Source organism: Actinoplanes sp. CA-142083 (genome assembly GCF_050942195.1).
In the GTDB taxonomy this organism is placed as follows: domain Bacteria; phylum Actinomycetota; class Actinomycetes; order Mycobacteriales; family Micromonosporaceae; genus Actinoplanes.
Genome location: NZ_CP192076.1, coordinates 4371692 through 4387643 on the forward strand (window position 1 = coordinate 4371692; position 15952 = coordinate 4387643).

The 15952-nt window shown below is 71.1% G+C and carries 15 protein-coding genes; 1 reads left to right on the top strand and 14 read right to left on the bottom strand.

The genetic code is table 11. The annotated features are described in order from the left end of the window. Nucleotides 1–119: 119 nt before the first annotated feature. The 3 genes from ACQPZX_RS20050 to ACQPZX_RS20060 all read right to left on the bottom strand — a co-directional run bounded on the left by ACQPZX_RS20050 (nucleotide 120) and on the right by ACQPZX_RS20060 (nucleotide 5740). Nucleotides 120–1190, bottom strand: coding sequence for an IS110 family transposase (locus tag ACQPZX_RS20050; RefSeq protein ID WP_433385347.1), 1071 nt, complete (start codon nucleotides 1188–1190; stop codon nucleotides 120–122). A 643-nt stretch (nucleotides 1191–1833) separates the two neighbouring features. Continuing rightward, nucleotides 1834–5322 (bottom strand): ATP-binding cassette domain-containing protein, encoded by a 3489-nt coding sequence (locus ACQPZX_RS20055; RefSeq protein ID WP_433382964.1) that lies wholly within the window; start codon nucleotides 5320–5322, stop codon nucleotides 1834–1836. A gap of 148 nt (nucleotides 5323–5470) precedes the next feature. Next, on the bottom strand, nucleotides 5471–5740 hold the full coding sequence (locus tag ACQPZX_RS20060) for a hypothetical protein (protein ID WP_433382966.1): 270 nt from the start codon (nucleotides 5738–5740) through the stop codon (nucleotides 5471–5473). Between ACQPZX_RS20060 and ACQPZX_RS20065 the strand changes: the two genes are divergently transcribed. Next, nucleotides 5705–6007, top strand: coding sequence for a hypothetical protein (locus ACQPZX_RS20065; RefSeq protein ID WP_433385350.1), 303 nt, complete (start codon nucleotides 5705–5707; stop codon nucleotides 6005–6007). The two genes, ACQPZX_RS20060 and ACQPZX_RS20065, sit on opposite strands and share 36 nt — an antisense overlap. A gap of 11 nt (nucleotides 6008–6018) precedes the next feature. On the opposite strand, the gene ACQPZX_RS20070 is transcribed toward ACQPZX_RS20065, so the two are convergent. The 11 genes from ACQPZX_RS20070 to ACQPZX_RS20120 form a co-directional block, all read right to left on the bottom strand. Beyond that, on the bottom strand, nucleotides 6019–7212 hold the full coding sequence (locus ACQPZX_RS20070) for a metallophosphoesterase (protein ID WP_433382968.1): 1194 nt from the start codon (nucleotides 7210–7212) through the stop codon (nucleotides 6019–6021). Nucleotides 7213–7228: 16 nt separating this feature from the next. Beyond that, nucleotides 7229–7852: a nucleoside/nucleotide kinase family protein gene (locus tag ACQPZX_RS20075; RefSeq protein ID WP_433382969.1), complete on the bottom strand. Its 624-nt coding sequence runs from the start codon at nucleotides 7850–7852 to the stop codon at nucleotides 7229–7231. Continuing rightward, nucleotides 7849–8511 (bottom strand): hypothetical protein, encoded by a 663-nt coding sequence (locus tag ACQPZX_RS20080; RefSeq protein WP_433382971.1) that lies wholly within the window; start codon nucleotides 8509–8511, stop codon nucleotides 7849–7851. Before ACQPZX_RS20080 ends, ACQPZX_RS20075 begins: the two co-directional genes overlap by 4 nt. Nucleotides 8512–8581: 70 nt before the next feature. After that, nucleotides 8582–8821, bottom strand: coding sequence for a hypothetical protein (locus ACQPZX_RS20085; RefSeq protein ID WP_433382973.1), 240 nt, complete (start codon nucleotides 8819–8821; stop codon nucleotides 8582–8584). Between the two features lie 101 nt (nucleotides 8822–8922). Continuing rightward, a complete protein-coding gene (locus ACQPZX_RS20090) occupies nucleotides 8923–10161 on the bottom strand; it encodes an ABC transporter ATP-binding protein (RefSeq protein WP_433382974.1) in 1239 nt (412 codons plus the stop codon). An 11-nt stretch (nucleotides 10162–10172) separates the two neighbouring features. Next, complete coding sequence (locus ACQPZX_RS20095) at nucleotides 10173–11009, bottom strand: carbohydrate ABC transporter permease (protein ID WP_433382976.1); 837 nt, start codon at nucleotides 11007–11009, stop codon at nucleotides 10173–10175. Beyond that, nucleotides 11009–11941: a carbohydrate ABC transporter permease gene (locus ACQPZX_RS20100; RefSeq protein ID WP_433382978.1), complete on the bottom strand. Its 933-nt coding sequence runs from the start codon at nucleotides 11939–11941 to the stop codon at nucleotides 11009–11011. The genes ACQPZX_RS20095 and ACQPZX_RS20100 overlap by 1 nt, the downstream gene beginning before the upstream one ends. A gap of 13 nt (nucleotides 11942–11954) precedes the next feature. Then, nucleotides 11955–13259 carry an extracellular solute-binding protein gene (locus ACQPZX_RS20105; RefSeq protein ID WP_433382980.1) on the bottom strand — a complete coding sequence of 435 codons (1305 nt, stop codon included), beginning with the start codon at nucleotides 13257–13259 and terminating at the stop codon, nucleotides 11955–11957. A 52-nt stretch (nucleotides 13260–13311) separates the two neighbouring features. After that, nucleotides 13312–14010, bottom strand: a complete 699-nt coding sequence (locus ACQPZX_RS20110; protein WP_433382982.1) for a class I SAM-dependent DNA methyltransferase — start codon at nucleotides 14008–14010, stop codon at nucleotides 13312–13314. A 10-nt stretch (nucleotides 14011–14020) separates the two neighbouring features. Further along, complete coding sequence (locus tag ACQPZX_RS20115) at nucleotides 14021–14785, bottom strand: aldo/keto reductase (RefSeq protein WP_433382984.1); 765 nt, start codon at nucleotides 14783–14785, stop codon at nucleotides 14021–14023. Then, a complete protein-coding gene (locus ACQPZX_RS20120; protein ID WP_433382986.1) occupies nucleotides 14751–15926 on the bottom strand; it encodes a glycosyltransferase family A protein in 1176 nt (391 codons plus the stop codon). Before ACQPZX_RS20120 ends, ACQPZX_RS20115 begins: the two co-directional genes overlap by 35 nt. Between the last annotated feature and the right edge of the window lie 26 nt (nucleotides 15927–15952).

Below are 15952 nucleotides of genomic sequence, written 5' to 3' on the forward strand. Positions count from 1 at the left end.
CCGCAAACATGCGTGCCCCGCACATTCCTCAGCCCACCCTCAGCTTCGCCCGACAGCCCGCGCCGCGCAACGATGAAGACTTCCCGCTCGCGCCGAACGCCAAGACGCTCCTATAGATGTCAAGCGGCGGGTTCGTGGGTGTTGGTGGTGATGAGTTGGTAGAGCTCGCGGGCTATGTAGCGTTTGAGGCAGCGGATGATTTCTTTTTTGGACAGGCCGTCTTTGGTGCGGCGTTGCGCGTAGGCGCGGGTGTTGGGGTCGCTGCGGAGCCGGACGATGGCGACGCGGTGGAGGGCGGCGTTGGCTTGGCGGTCGCCGCCGCGGTTGAGCCGGTGCCGGCGGGTTTTGCCGGACGAGGCGGGGATCGGCGCGACGCCGCAGAGCATGGCGAACGCGGCTTCGCTGGTGAGTCGCTGGTGGTTCTGGCCGACGGTGACCAGTAGTTGACCGGCGATGTCGGTGCCGACGCCGTGGGCGGCGGTCAGGGCCGGGTTGATCGCGGCCACCAGGGGTTTGAGCAGGCTGTCCAGGTCGGTGATCTCGGCCGTCAGGTGCTGGTGGCGGCGGGCCGGCGAGCGCAGGGCGATTTTGGTGGCGGTGGCCGGGCTGGCGGCGTCGGCTCGGTCCGGCCGCAGGTTCGCGCAGGTGCCGATCAGTTCTTTGACGCTCAGCTCGCGGAGCCGGGCGCGCAGCTGGTCGTCGGCGGTGACGATCAGGGCTTTGATCTGGCGTTGGGTGTCGGCGCGCTGGTCGATGGCGCTGCGCCGGGCCAGCCGCAGGTGGCGCAGGGCCTCGACCTGGCCGTCGCGTTGTTTCGGCAGGCCGGTGCGTTCGCCGGCCAGGGCGGTCTTGGCCGCGGCGATGGCGTCGATCGGGTCGGACTTGCCCTGTGACCGGCGGGTCTTGCGGTCCGGGCGGTCGACCTCGATCACCTCAACGGCCGCGGCGCGCAGCCGGCGGGCCAGCCCGGCACCGTAGACGCCGGTGCCCTCGACGCCGACCCGCCACAGCCGGCCGTGCCCGCGCATCCAGGCCAGCAACGCCTGATAGCCGGCCGCCGTGGCCGGGAACTGCTCGGTGCCCAGGACCCGCCCGACCAGGTCGATGACCGCCGCGGTGTGAGTGTCCAGGTGGGTGTCGACGCCGCCGACGACATCGAAAAGGGCCGGGTCAGGTGTAATGGAGGGCATCGTCGTCCTGTCGTTCGTGACTGTGGGCAGGGCGGCACGCACCGGCCGGGCAACGATGGACAAGACAGAGATGGGGCCTCTGGCCAGGCTCCTATGAAGTCACAACGCCACGACCCGGCACGTGCACGAGCACCTCCCGACCGGAGCCGACAAGTCTTACGAAGGACCCGAAGTCAGTCATCAAGCGGGTCAGACCCCGGCGGGAGGTGCTCACCCACCATCATCTCTGTCATCAAGATCGAGCTCGGCGGGCGCGGGAGAGCGGGCGCCGCGTGGGCGGTTGCGCACCGCTGAAGAGTTGCTGTCGGCGGCGAACGCCACCTCATCAAGATCCACAGCGAACGCAGCGACGGCGGGCGGCGGCGGCGCGCAGGGGCGGCGCGGGGCCGCAGGTGGCGGCGCTGAGCGCAGGTGGCGGCGCGTGGGCGCGGGTGGCGGCGGGGGCGCGGGAGTGGCGCGGGTGTGGGGGGCGTGGGCGGCGCGCGGCCGAAGGGGGTGGGCGGCGCGAAGTGCGGTCGGCGTGCGGGCGGCGCGCGGCGGGACGGGGCGTGGGTGGCGTGCGGGCGGTGGGTGGCGGGACGGGGCGTGGGCGGCGTGCGGGCGGTGGGTGGCGGCGCCGGCGGGGGCCGGCGCCGCCGTGGGGTCAGCCAGCCAGGTGGCCCCAGCGGTCCTGGAGCTCCTGCCATGTGCCCTGGTCCTCGACCTTGCCGCCGATCAGGACCACTACGCGGTCGGCCTGGGTGAGGGCCGCCCTCTTCGAGGTCGAGCCCACCACCGTCACCCCGTGCGAGCGCAACGCGCGCCAGAGCTCCAGCTCGGTGGTCACGTCCAGGGCCGAGGACACGTCGTCGGCGATCAGCAGCTCGGTTCGGGGCGCCAGGGCCCGGGCCAGGGCCAGGCGCTGCAGCTGGCCGCCGGAGAGGCGGGTTCCCTTGTGGCCGATCAGCAGCTGGAGGCCGCCGCCGGACGCGGTCAGGTCGTGTTCCAGCTGGGCGGTCGAGACTGCGTCGGCCGCGTCCAGCTCGTGGCCCAGCTGGATGTTGTCGGCGACCGTGCCGGACAGCACCCGGGGGAGCTGAGCGACGTAGCCCACCTGGTTGGGGCGCAGGAACACCTCGGGCTCGTCGACGGGATTGCCGTTCCAGCGCAGCTCGCCGGTGTGGTGCACGATGCCGGCGAGGGCGCGCAGCAGCGAGCTCTTGCCCGAACCGACGGGACCGACCACCAGGACCAGCTGGCCGCGGTTGACGGTGAGGTCGACGTCTTGTGCGCCGACCGTGCCGTTCTCGTGGACCGCGCTGAAGTGCCGCAGCTCGAGCGTCTGCAACGGGTTGCGGGCCGCGGTGGGCGGCGCGGGGGCGGTGCCGGCCGAGATGTCGACGCCGGGGACGTCCGCCGTGTACTCGGCTATGCCCGACATCGCCACCGTCCGCCTGGTCCAGACCCGGGCCGACGGCAGCTGCGACACCAGCGACGCCGTGGTCCACGCGAACCAGCGGGCCGCGCCCAGCGTCGCCACCGCGATCAGCGTGGCCGCCGACGTGAGGTGGCCGCCGAGGTACAGCGCCCAGGCCGCGATCGGCAGCAGGCCGCTGACGATCGACGGGGTGGACCGCGCCCACACCTGGATCACGATCTCGCGCCGCTGGCGTTCGCTGCGGATCTCGTCGAGGCGCGCCAAGTGGGCGAGCACCGGCTCGGTCGCGCCGGCCAGCTTGACCGTGCGGGCCGCCGACAGCGACGACACCAGCGCGGTCGCGAAGGCCGCCCGGCCCGCCACCGTGCGGCGGGCCGCCTTTTCCAGCCTCGGGCCGAACAGGGTCGCGGCCAGGCCGGAGACCACCATCGTGCCGAGGAAGAACAGGCCCGGCACGATCGACTGCGACACCGCCGTCATCACCACGATGAGGATCAGGCTGGTCACGTTGTCGATCAGGTTGTCGGCGAGCATCACGACCCGCTCGGTGTCGCCGCCCTGGGCGACCACCTCGGCCGGCGTGTGCTTGCTGACCCGGCGGGGGCCGATCTGCCCGTGCACGAGGCGCAGGCTGATCCGCAGCATCTGCCGCACCCACCACTCGGGGAACCAGGCCCCGGTGTAGTAGAGCGTCGGGATCGCCACGATCAGCCCGGCCGCGATGCCGATCGCCGGGTAGAGCGGGTTGCCCACCCCGTCGACCACGTCGGTCCAGAGCAATGGCAGCACCGGGCCGTCCAGGCCCAGCACCATCAGCACGATGAACAGCGCCACCGCGCCGAGGCCGAACCGCGGATCGTTCGTCGCGAGGCGGACGATCTCGCGCATCGTACGAGTCCGCGGCGCGTCGGGCAGCGGTGGCGGCTCGACCGGGGGCAGCGTGTTGGCCAGCGCGTCGGCGCCCAGCTCGACCTGCACCGCCGTGTCCCAGTCGCGCTCGGCCACCAGCACCCCGCCGCCTCCGGAAGCGGAGGAGGCGGCCGGCACGGCCAGGCTGCTGGAGGCCATCAGCTCGGCGAAGCGCGCCGACTCGCGCAGCGGCCCGGCCTCGAGGACCTCGCCGTCGGCGAGCACGACCACCTCGTCGCAGCGCTGCACCGAGGAGAGCCGGTGGGCCACGATCACGCCGATCCGGCCCTCGAGGAGCCGGTCGGTGGCCCGCTGCACCCAGCTCTCGGTCACCGGGTCCATCCGGGCGGTGGCCTCGTCGAGGATCACCACCTGCGGGTCGCGCACCAGGATGCGCGCGAACGCGACCAGCTGTTCCTGCCCGGCGGACAGCTTGTAGCCGCCCTCGCCGAGCTTGGTGTCGATGCCGTCCGGCAGGCTTTCGGACCACACGGTCAGGCCCAGCTCGTCGAGCGCGCTCGCGGCCCGGGGCAGCAGCTCGGGGTCGAATAGCGCGATGTTTTCCGCCAGGGTGCCGGCGAGGATCTCGGTGCGTTGCGGGACGATCGCCGTCCATCGGCGCAGGGCCTCGACGTCGAGGTCGGTGAGGTCGGTGCCGCCGAGGAAGACCGTGCCGCGCGGCACGTCGACCGCGCGGGTGAGGACCTTCGCGAGGGTGCTCTTGCCGGATCCGGTGCGGCCGATCAACGCGTACGACCGGCCGCGCGCGAAGGTCAGCGAGACGTCCTTCAGAGCCGGCGGGCGACCGGAGTCGGACTCGCCGTAGCGGAAGGTCAGGTCGCGCACCACCAGGTCGCCGTCGACCGGCTCGAGGCCGCCCACGGGCTCCTGCGGCACGTCGCGCAGCAACTGCACGCGGCTCCACGCGCCCAGAGCGTTCTGCAGCTCGGGGACCATGCGGGTGACGTGCTCGAGCGTGCCGCCGAAGCCGAGCGCGAGCAGCCACACCGCGGTCAGGCGCGCGCCGCTGATGTTGCCGGTGAACAGCGCCCACGCGCCGACGACGACGAGCGTCGCGATCAGCGAGCGGGTGATCGCGCCGGCGCCCATCGTGATGCGCGAGCTGGAGTGCCACACCAGCCGGCCGCGGCGCAGGACCTCGGCGGCGCGTCGCGCATAAAGACTTCGCACGTACGGCGCGGCCAGGCTCGTCCGCACGTCGTCCTGCCCGTGGATGGACTCCTCCATCACCGCGGCCAGGTCGGACCAGGACTCCTCCTCGGAGATCCGCAGGGGCGAGAGGCGCTGGATCGGCTTGTTCATCGTGAGGTAGAGCAGGATTGACACGAAGATCATCGCTACGCCGGCCGGCCACCAGGCGAAGAACGCCGTCACGACGGACAGCGTCGCCACCGCCACCGACTGCACGATGCGCACGCCGCTGCCGCGCAGCTCGGAGCCGACCTGGTAGACGTCGGAGTCGATGCGGTCGAGCAGCTCGCCGACCGGCGTGTTTTCCAGAGCCGGCAGATCCTGGCCGAACGCCACCCGGTTGAGGCCGCGCCGCTGGCGGGCCGCCCAGTCGGCGGTGAGCCGGGCCGAGATCAGCCCGACCACGACGTCGCTGAGCACCGAGGCGACCAGCGCCGCCGCGAGCAGCCCGAAGATCGGCATGGACCGGTTGACCAGCACGGCGCCGGCGAGCGCGAGCGCGCCGGCCTGGCCGGCGGCCCCGATCAGGATGAGGAAGGCCACCAGGGCCGTGCGGCTCCGGGACGTGGCCCACAGGTCACGAAGAAGACGCATCAGACACCCCGTTGTTCGGCGATTGGCGGTCTCTCCATCCTCCGGATGTGCCGGAAGGTCTTCAACGCAATTACGTGGCCGGTGGATATCGCGTGTGTCACCCCGTTGCTGCCACGATGACGGGGGTGGGCGGGCCGGCGCGCGTGGCTCAGCTGGGTTTCCTGGCCGCCGGCCTGGTCGCCGGCGCGATGACGGCGGCCACCGTCCGGCGGACCCCCGAGTACGCGATCACCGGGGGCGACGCCCGGCTGGTGGTGCTGGGCCTGGCCGCGGGCAGGCCCAGCTGGCGGATCTGCGGGCTTAGCGGGCGCGCATCGTCGCGGCGGCCGATGCCGAGCGCCGCCGGCTGGAACGCGACCTGCACGACGGCGCCCAGCAGCGGATCGTCGCCCTCGCCCTCGCCTTGCGGCTGGAACAAACGCGCAGGGGTGGCGCAGAAGCGCTGGAACAAATGCGCAGGTGTGACGCAGTAGCGCTGGAGCGAGCGCAGGAAGAAGTGGCCGCGACGCTGGCCGCGCTGCGGAAGGTGGCGCGCGGCGATCGCGATTCCCCTGTGCGCGGATTCTCGTCATGTCACCGGAAGGTAGGTACCGACGGGCCGCTCCGAATGAGGGCAGACCCTCATTCGCCGAGGCCCGGTTCCTCCTTGCGTCCCCCTCACCACCAGGAAGGGGGATCGCCATGACGTACCGAGGCTCAGAGCCGGCCGGTCACTGACCGCAGAGTCAGCAGCGTGATCTCGCTCGGGGCGAAGACCCGGAAGGGCGGCCCCCAGAAACCGGTGCCGCGGCTCGTGTAGAGCTTGGTGCGCTCGGAATGCCGCGACAACCCCTGCAGCACCGGCTGGTCGAGGCGCACGAGATAGTGGAACGGCCACATCTGCCCGCCGTGGGTGTGGCCCGAGATCTGCAGGTCGACGCCGTGCGCGACCGCGCCGGTGACCTGCGCCGGCTGGTGGGCCAGCAGCAGGACCGGCAGCGACGGGTCGGCGCCTTCCAGGGCCGCCTCGTGGTCGGCGTGGTGGCCGGGCACGCCCGAGCCGGCCGCGGTCCGGTCGTCGACGCCCGCGACCACCAGGGAGTCGCCGTCGCGGGTCACCACCAGGTGGCGGTTGTGCAGGGCCTCCCAGCCCAGCGAGGCCATGTGCTCGACCCAGCGCTGGGCGCCGCTGAAGTACTCGTGGTTGCCGGTCACGTAGACCCGGGCCAGCGACGCCTGGATGTCGGCGAGCGGGGCCGCCTGCTCGCGGCGCTGGGACACCTCGCCGTCGGCGATGTCGCCGGTGTGCGCCACGATGTCGGGCCGCAGCGCGTTGACCGCTTCGGTCACGCCGCGCGACCAGCGGACCCGGTCGATCGGGCCGTAGTGCGTGTCGGTGATCAGCACGAGCCGCAGCCCGTCGAGGCCGCGGCCCAGCCGATCGACGGGGACGTCGACCCGGCGGATCCGCGGGACGCGCATCGCCTCGGCGTACCCCCAAAGGAGCAGGACCAGGGCGACCACCGTGACCACCAGGGTGGCGATGCGGTAGCGAGCCGGCGCCCCGACGCCGGCCGCCCAGAGGACGGCGGTGAGGATCTGACCGAGGATCGACCAGACGAACAGGACCCAGACGACGCCCAGCGTGGTGTCGGCGATCTTGGCGGGCAGGTCGTGGTGACCGCGGCCGTGACCGGCGAACATCAGCAGCGGGAAGAGGACCAGAGCCAGCCCGAAGACGATCGTGCCGATCACGAAGACCGGTGTGGGCCAGTCGTTGCCGGTGGCGATCAGCGTCCACCACGGCACGCCGAACAGCAGCAGCAGGATCGCGCCGATGATCAGCGCGAAACGGACGACACGGGAGGCGCGGCGGCGCGGGCGGGATTCGACGGATTCACCGACAGACACGACTGAAGCATGCCACTCAAGCGGGCGCGACGCCGAGGCTGTGGATCAAGCGGGCCGGAATGATCAGGTCGGCGCGGTCGCGGGTGGCGGCGATCAGGGCGGCGTTGCGCTCGTCGGTGCCGGTCGCCCAGGCGATCGCGGCGGGCTCGGGCTTGCCGAAGCGCACGTGCCTCGCGATCAGCCGCTGGAGACGGGTGTCCTGGTCGAGGTCGGCGTACCAAACTTCGCTTATCTTCAAATCGTCCCAGAGAAGCAGGTAATTTCCCTCGGTGATGATCAAGCGGGCGTCCCGCTCGATCGGGATGGCGCCGGCGATCGGCTGCTCGATGACCCGCTCGAAGCCGGGCGCGTAGATGATGTCGTCCTCGTCGGCCAGGATCCGCTTCAGCATCGCCGCGTAGCCCAGGCGGTCGAAGGTCTCCGGCGCGCCTTTACGGTCGCGCAGGCCGAGGCGCTCGAGCTCGACGTCGGCCAGGTGGAACCCGTCCATCGGCACGTGCGCGACGTTGTCCAGCGCGGCGACCAGTTCCTCCGCCAGGGTGGTCTTGCCGGACGCCGGCGCCCCGGTGATGCCGAGGATGGCGCGGCGTCCGTCGTTGACAAGGCCGCGCGCCCGCTCGACCAATGCCTCAAACGTCATGCCGGGAAACTTAACCCCAGACGCAGGCCGGCAACGCCGGCAGGGGAGAGGGGCCGCGTCGTCGCACGCATCAATTCATCCCGTACGCCGGCGGGCAGCTCGTCGGCGAGAGTGCGTAACCGCGGATACAGGTCGAGCACGTCGCGATGGGTCAGCGCGCCCACCCCGATCAGCAGCCCGTTGATCGAGCCGGGGTCGCGGGCCAGCTCGGCGCAGAGCTCCATCCGCCAGATCGGGTCGTGCACGTGCGCGGCGAACTCGCGGGCGATCCGGTTGCCGGACGGCGAGGCCATCTCCAGGCGGGCGTGGCGGCCGGAGCGGGCCAGCACGGGCGCGAGGCGGCAGGCTATGCCGAGGAGCCGGGCGAGTTCCGGGACGGTCAGCACTTCGAGGCCGAGCGAGCAGGTCGCGCAGAGCCGTTGATAGGTCTGGGCGTGCACGACGGAGGCGGGGCGGGGGCAGTCGCCGAGCGGGCCGCACAGCCGATCCAGGATGATCTCGGCGAGCGTGCCCTCGTGGTCGAAGCGGCCGACCCCGAAGTAGGCGGCGGGCCGGCTGCGGTAGTGGGCGAGCGCGGTGCGCGCGCTGACGTATCCATCGGCCTCGACGCCGATGCGTGGTGCGCCGTTGTCAGTGTGGAGTTGGATCAAGCGAAACATCTTCGGTCCGCTCCCGGTGGTTGAAGAGCCAACGTCTTGCCCGGGATTACGAGCTAGGTCGAAGGAGGGTTCACTCCTCACTGCGAGTGAACGAAAAAATCCTTCGGCGGTGCTGACCTGTAAGCCGGAAGCAGTCGAAGGTTACTGCGTGTAGCGCGTACACACCAGAGGTGAGCATCATCCAGACGGCCGCGAGCACCGTCGCGAGCGAAGGATCGAGCGCGTGCCACGCGGCCGGGAGGGTCGCCGAGCCGAGGGCGAGCGCGGCCGCGGTGCCCGCCTCGGCGAGCCGGAGCGGATCGATGGACATGGCGGTCAGCCTGCCGGTCGGGGGCCGCCGGTCGCTTCGGCCCCCAGCCGGATCATCGCTATGACTTTCGGCAGATGCACAAACAGGATTTAACCCGCAAATCAGGACTTCGTCTGTTCCTCGGCCGAGTGGCGGGGCACCGGAATCGCGACCGGCTCATCCTCCTCGAACACGCGGTCGGGGTCGCGGGTCAGGTTCTCGCCGGTCGCCGCGTCGAAGACGTGCATGCGCTCGGGGTCGAACCACAGCTCGGCCGGCACGCCGGACTTGATCCGGCTGGACGCGTCGAGAGCCACCACGAGCTGGGTGCGCATCTGCTCGCTGTCCAGCTCCCGCTCGAGCTCCTCCAGCTGCTCGGTGACCTCGGGCGCCGAGTCGTAGGGGACGTACGCGTACAGCTCGTGCCCGAGCCACTCGGTGACGTCGACCTCGGCGGTGAACGTCTGCCCGCGGGACCGCTTCTCGGCCGGCACCAGCCGGACGTCCTCGAAGTGCTCCGGGCGCAGGCCCAGGATCACGAGGTCCCGGTCGCCGACCTTGGACAGCCGCTCGCCGGCGGCGCTCACCGTGCCGAACGGCGTCTCGATGTGCCCGTCCTTGACCTTGCCCGGCACGAAGTTCATCGGGGGCGACCCGATGAACCCGGCCACGAACAGGTTCGCGGGCTCCTCGTACAGCTGCCGGGCGCTGCCGACCTGCTGCAGGACGCCACGGCGCAGCACCGCGATGCGGTCGCCGAGCGTCATCGCCTCGGTCTGGTCGTGGGTGACGTAGACGGTCGTGGTGCCGAGCTGTTTCTGCATGCGGGCGATCTCGGTGCGCATCTGGCCGCGCAGCTTCGCGTCGAGGTTCGACAGCGGCTCGTCGAAGAGGAACGCGTCGGCCTGCCGTACGATCGCCCGGCCCATCGCCACCCGCTGGCGTTGCCCGCCGGAGAGGTGGGCCGGCTTGCGGTCCAGATGCTCGGTCAGCTGGAGCAGGTTCGCGGCCTCGGTCACCCGCTCCTTGACCTCGCTGTCGGGCACCTTCTTGAGCCGCAGCGGGAAGGCGATGTTCTCGAAGACGCTCAGGTGCGGGTAGAGCGCGTAGTTCTGGAACACCATGGCCAGGTTGCGGTCCCGCGGCGCCTTCTGGTTCACCCGCTCGCCCCCGATGAGCATGTCGCCCGAGGTGATGTCCTCGAGGCCGACGATCATGCGGAGCAGCGTCGACTTCCCGCAGCCCGACGGGCCGACGAGGATGACGAACTCGCCGTCGGCGATGTCCAGGCTCACGTTGTCCACGGCCTGGTAGCCGTCGCCGTAGCGCTTCACGATGTTTTTCATGCTGATCGCGGCCATCCGAAAGTCTCCTAGCCCTTGACCGCACCGGCGGTGAGGCCGGCCATGATCCGGCGCTGGAAGACCAGCACCAGGATCACCACGGGAATGGTCACCACCACGGAGGCGGCCATGATGTACGTGATCGGCGACTGGAACTGCGAGGCGCCGGTGAAGAACGACAGCGCGGCCGGCACGGTCCGGGCCCGGTCGGTCGAGGTCAGCGAGATCGCCAGCAGGAACTCGTTCCAGCAGAAGAAGAACGTCAGGATCGCGGTGGTGAACACGCCCGGCGCGGCGAGCGGGACGATCACCTTGCGGAACGACTGCCAGGCGGTGGCGCCGTCGACCTGCGCGGCCTGCTCCATCTCCCACGGGATCTGCCGGAAGAACGCCGACATGGTCCAGATCGACAGGGGCAGCGCGAACGTCAGGTACGGGATGATCAGCCCGAGCCAGGTGTCGTAGATGCCGAGGTTGCGCCACATGTTGAACAGCGGGCCGACCAGCGCCGCCTGCGGGAACATGGCGATCGCCAGGGCCATCGACAACAGCAGCTTCTTGCCGGGGAAGTCCAGCCGCGCGATCGCGTACGCGGCGAACATGGCGACGACGACCGCGAGCGCCGTGGCGATCAGCGCGATGCCGATGGAGTTGCGCAGCGCGCTGGTGAACAGCGAGTCGGTGAAGACGGTCTTGTAGTTGTCCCAGACCCATTCCTTGGGGAAGAACGTCGGCGCGGCGCTGCGGAACGTGTTCGGGTCCTTGAACGAGAGCGAGACCATCCAGAGCAGCGGGAACAGCGCCCACACGAGGATGAGCACGCCCCAGACCGTCCACCAGTTGCTGACCTTGCGATCGGCGGCCATCACCGATCACCTCGCACCTGCGACAGGTCGGTCCGGAAGCCCTTCACGAAGATGAACGCGATCACCACGACGGTGAGGAACAGCAGCACCGAGACCGCCGAGCCCGCGCCCAGGTTCACCAGGGTCACGTTCTGCCGGTAGGCGAGGAACGAGAGCGTCTCGGTCTTGTTCGCGCCGGCCGTCATGATGAACGGGTTGTCGAAGATCCGCCACGCGTCGAGCGTGCGGAACAGCAGCGCCACCATGATGGCGGCCTTCATGTTCGGCAGTGTCACCCGCTTGAGCCGCTGCCACGCCGTGGCGCCGTCGACCTTGGCCGCCTCCTGCATCTCCTCCGGCACCTGGACCAGGCCCGCGAGCAGCAGCAGCGAGATGAACGGCGTGGTCTTCCAGATCTCCGAGAGGGTGATCACGAACAGCGACGACCAGCGCTCGCCGAAGAAGTTGAAGTCGCCCAGGCCGAGCCACTGGTTGACGAAGCCGGAGTCCAGCTGGAACGCGTAGCGCCAGATGTACGCCGAGACGACCGTGACGATGCCGTACGGGATCAGGATGCCGGTGCGCACCCAGGAGCGCCCGCGGATGATCCGGTACATCACGAAGGCGAACGCGAAGCCGAGCACCAGCTCCACCGCCACGCTGGCCACCGTGATGATCAGCGTGGTGGAGAAGTCGGTCCACCAGACCGGGTCGGTCAGGACGGTCACGTAGTTCCGGAATCCGACGAACGAGCGGCCGGCCGGGTCGGTCAGGCGGTAGTTGTACAGCGACAGCACGACCGCGTAGATCAGCGGGTAGGCGGTCACGAACACCATGACCAGGAACGCCGGCGCGGACAGGCTCAGGCCGAGCCGCCGCTCGTGCCGCGCGCGGTCGGAGACCTCGGCGGGTTGCGGCGCGGGCGCGGCGACCCGCTCCCGGGTCAGAGTCATCGGGGTGCTCCTCTCACAGGAGTCGCCTGCCCTGCAGGACGTCGGACATGAAGGACGCCGTCTCCTGTGGCGTCTGCGGCGCCTGGACGTCCTGGGGCGGATGCCAGGTGATCTGCACCGAGGTGGAGACGTCGTTGTAGTACGGCGTGACCGGGCGCGGCCCGGCGTCGTTGATCGACTGCCGGATCACGTCGGCCATCGGGAACGCCTCGCGCACCTTCGGGTCGTCGTACGCGGCGCCCTTGGCGGCCGGGTTGCCGGCGTCGAGCATGTAGGCGATGTTGTTGGGCAGCGACGTCACGCACTTCACCAGGTCGAGCGCCTGCTGCGGGTGCTTGGTGTAGTTGCCGATCGCGAGGTTGATGCCGCCCAGCGGAGGCCGGCTCGGGGTGTCCGCCTTGACTCGCGGGTACCGCGCCCAGCCGATGTCGTCGACCACGGACTGCTGGATGCCGCCGCCCTTCACGTCGTCCTTGGCGGCGCTGTACACGTACGGCCAGTTGACCATGAAGCCGCCGGTCGGTCCCTGGAACGCGGACCGGGCCTCCTCCTCGCCGGCGTTGGACATCGCGGGCGGCGCCGCCGGCGACCGGGCGAGATCGCCGATGATCCGGGCGGCCTCGTCACCGGCCGGCGAGTTGATCGCGGGCTTGGCGTTCTTGCCGGCCTCGACGTTCGTGACGATCTCGCCGCCGCCCGACACCACCAGCGCGTTGATCCAGACCATGTAGCCCTCGTACCGGTTGGCCTGCACGCCGATGACCTTCTGCTGGCCCTCCGCGGCCTTGATCATGTCGTCCCAGGTGAAGGAGTCCGAGGCGGGATCGACGTTCGCCGCCTGCGCGACGGACTTGCGGTACCAGAGCAGCTGCGTGTTGGCCCAGAACGGCGCCGCGACCAGCTGGTCCTTCCAGGACGTTGTCTCCAGCGGACCTTTGAGCACCCCGTCGGTGAGCGCCGCCTCGTCGGCCTTGTCGAACGGGCGCAGGAAGCCCGCGTTCGCGAACTCGGCCACGAACGGCGGGTCCAGGCTCATCACGTCGATCGAGCTGTCCTTGGCCGCCAGCCGCCGGACCAGCTGCTCGCGCTGCTGGGAGGCGTCGTTGGGGAGCACTTGCACGTCGACCCGGTAGGCGCCGTTCGAGGCGCCGGAGCACTGCTCCGCCAGGCGGCCCTGACCGCCGTTGTCCGGGTTGATGTACCAGGTGAGCGTGGGCGGCCCGCTGTCCTCGCCGCACGCGCCGAGCATCGAGGCCGACAGCGTCAGGGCCGCGAGGGCGGCCACGTGGCGGCGGCCGGTGGAGCGTCCGCTGAGCACACGCACCTCCTAGGACGGTCTCCCAATGTGAGCCCGTCGATGCGATGCGTCATCATCCCGCGCGAATGAACGGGTCTTTCCGGGCCTGGACGAGCTGCCACCGGCCGGGCAGGTCGAGGGCGGTGGTGCTCACGCTGAAACCGGCCGCCATCAGGTCGACGCTGAGTGCGGGCAGCGGGGTGGTGCGGTAGTACATGACGAACGGCGGCCGCCACACCGCGTTGCGGACGCGCATGACCGCGTCGAAACCGAGCGTGGCCCAGTGGGCGAACGACGTGACCGGCGGCGGCGTGCCGATCGGGAAGGCGAACAGGCCGCCGGGCCGCAGCGCCCGGTAGACCCCCTCGAAGACCGCCGGCCGCTCGGACGGCAGGAAATGCCCGAGCGCCCCGAAAGTGACCGCCAGGTCGAACTCCGCGGCGAACGGCAGCGCCCGGACGTCGGCGCGCACCAGCGTCGCCTCCGGGTGGGCCTCGCGGGCCTCGGCGAGCATGCCGGCGCTGAAATCGACGCCGCTCTGCGAGGAACAGACCGCCTCGAGCACCGCCAGACCCGCGCCGGTGCCGCAACACACGTCGAGCCCCCGGTCGAACGGGCCGGGCAGCGCGGCGGCGGTCGCGTCGAGGATTACCGACGGCGTACGGAAAGGAGTGTGGTCGAATTTCGGGGCCAGGAGGTCGTAGCCGCGCTCGACCGACGACAGGGCCTGGACGGTCAGCTCGCGCAGCGACGGGCCTTGGGGCGAGAACACCCGTCCGAGGTTATCGGGTCAGCGCGCCGATCTCGTCCTTCGTGAGGGAGATCGAGGCGGTGTCGACGGCGCTGCGCACGGACGCGGGCCGGGTGGCGCCGACCAGCGGGATGACGCCGAGGGCAAGCAGCCAGGCGAGCGCGATCTGCTGCGGGGTCGCGCCGTGGGCGGCCGCGATCGCCTCCAATTGCGCCGGCGCGTCGCTGCCGCGAAGAGGGGAGTACGCGAGGAAGGCCGTACCCGTCTCCGCGCAGTGCCGGGCGAGCGGCAGCGACGTCTGCTCGAAGACCGAGAGACGGTTCTGCACGGCGGCGATCGGCGCAACGCTCCGAGCCCGCCGCAGCCGATCGAGGTCGACGTTGGAGACACCGATCCGGTCGATCTTGCCGTCCGCGCGCAGCGCCGCCAGGGCGCCGACGCTCTCCTCGATCGGCACCCGCGGGTCGGGCCAGTGCAGGTGATACAGGTCGATCCGGTCGACGCCGAGGGCGCGCAGGCTCGCCTCGCAGTGCGCGCGCAGGGTGGCCGGCCGGCCGTCGATCGGGAAGCTGTCGCCGTCGCGGTAGTGCCCGCCCTTGGTGCTGATCGTCACCGACGGGCTCACGAACTCGCGCAGCAGCCGCTCGTTGTGGTTCTTCTCGCCGGCGGGCGTGTAGACCAGCGCGGTATCGAGCAGGCGGACGCCGGAGTCCAGGGCGGCGCGGATGGTCTCCCGCGCCCGCCCCGGCTGGTCGGCCAGGTCAAGGGAGAAGGCGGCGCAGCCCAGCCCGATCATGCCAGCCCTCCTGCGCCCGGGCCGCCCGCTTGCCGCGCAGGTAGGTGCGCGGCCCGCTGAGCATCCCCCAGCGCGCGGCCCGCACCAGCTTCCAGGCCAGAGTCGGTTTTTCCAAGGCCATTTTCGTGTACGCGGCCGCGAGCCCCCGCCGGCGAGCCACCACCCGCCGTCGCACGCCGTCGCGGTCGCTCGGGTGATAGCGCCAGGTCACCGCGCTCGCCTGACGGACGACCCCGCCGCCCCCGGCCAGCACCCGGTTGACGATCAGCAGGTCGTCGGCCGCCGGTAGCGCCGTGTCGAACATGCCGGCCCGCTCGATCACCCCCGGCCGGAACGTCAGCCCCGCGTAGCCGTCGTAGGGAAAGCTCACGTCGCCAGGAGACGCGGTCAGCTGCTCGAACCACAGCTGCGCCGGGCATTCCAGCTCGGCCGGCGCGACCGCCCCCGCGATCACGGCGGCGTCCGGGTGCTCGTCGAGCGCCCGTGCGATCTCGGCGAGCCAGTGCGGATCGGCGACGTCGTTGTCGTCGATCCAGGCCAGGATCTGCCCCGGCGCGGCGAGCACGGCGGCGTTGCGGGCGAACGCCATGCCGTTCCGGTTCTCCACCAGATACTCGACCGGCCCGCGCCGCGCGGCGGCCCGGGTCACCTCGGCGGTGGCGCCGGTGATCGGCGCGCTGTCGACGACCAGCACCCGGAAGGCCGGATACCGCTGGGCGAGCAGGCTGTCGAGGCAGCGGGCCAGCGCGCCGGGCCGTTCCCGCGTGCAGACCACGACGGTGATGTGCGGCGCGGTCTCGAGCACGGCGCGGCGGCGCGCCAGGAAGGCCGGCTCGGTCGCGGGCGTGTAGCCGTCGAGCGGCACGGGCAGCCCGCCGAGCCGGTCGCCCAGCTCGGCCTGGATAGCGGAGCCCAGCCCGGCCGGGCGCAGCCCTTTGGCCGGCAGGTCGATCAGCATCGTGCCGAGCGGCTCTTCGAACAGTCGGACCAGAACCCAGGCCCGCAGCACCCGCCGCCCGTCGGTGTGCACGCCGGCCACGGAAGGAAGCGGATCGGCCAGATCGAGGTCGAGCACGACGGCCGGAAGCTCTCCACCGTTCGGCGCGATCACGGGAGCGGCCACCATGCGATCAGCCTTCACGCCGCACCATCGCGTCCTCGGACGTC

What these genes read in the sequence shown, in the direction of transcription:
- ACQPZX_RS20055 (WP_433382964.1), bottom strand. Translation starts at nt 5,322, where the DNA reads ATGCGTCTTCTTCGTGACCTGTGGGCCACGTCCCGGAGCCGCACGGCC.
- ACQPZX_RS20085 (WP_433382973.1), bottom strand. Translation starts at nt 8,821, where the DNA reads ATGTCCATCGATCCGCTCCGGCTCGCCGAGGCGGGCACCGCGGCCGCG.
- ACQPZX_RS20075 (WP_433382969.1), bottom strand. Translation starts at nt 7,852, where the DNA reads ATGACGTTTGAGGCATTGGTCGAGCGGGCGCGCGGCCTTGTCAACGAC.
- ACQPZX_RS20050 (WP_433385347.1), bottom strand. Translation starts at nt 1,190, where the DNA reads ATGCCCTCCATTACACCTGACCCGGCCCTTTTCGATGTCGTCGGCGGC.
- ACQPZX_RS20100 (WP_433382978.1), bottom strand. Translation starts at nt 11,941, where the DNA reads ATGACTCTGACCCGGGAGCGGGTCGCCGCGCCCGCGCCGCAACCCGCC.
- ACQPZX_RS20095 (WP_433382976.1), bottom strand. Translation starts at nt 11,009, where the DNA reads ATGGCCGCCGATCGCAAGGTCAGCAACTGGTGGACGGTCTGGGGCGTG.
- ACQPZX_RS20115 (WP_433382984.1), bottom strand. Translation starts at nt 14,785, where the DNA reads ATGATCGGGCTGGGCTGCGCCGCCTTCTCCCTTGACCTGGCCGACCAG.
- ACQPZX_RS20090 (WP_433382974.1), bottom strand. Translation starts at nt 10,161, where the DNA reads ATGGCCGCGATCAGCATGAAAAACATCGTGAAGCGCTACGGCGACGGC.
- ACQPZX_RS20080 (WP_433382971.1), bottom strand. Translation starts at nt 8,511, where the DNA reads ATGTTTCGCTTGATCCAACTCCACACTGACAACGGCGCACCACGCATC.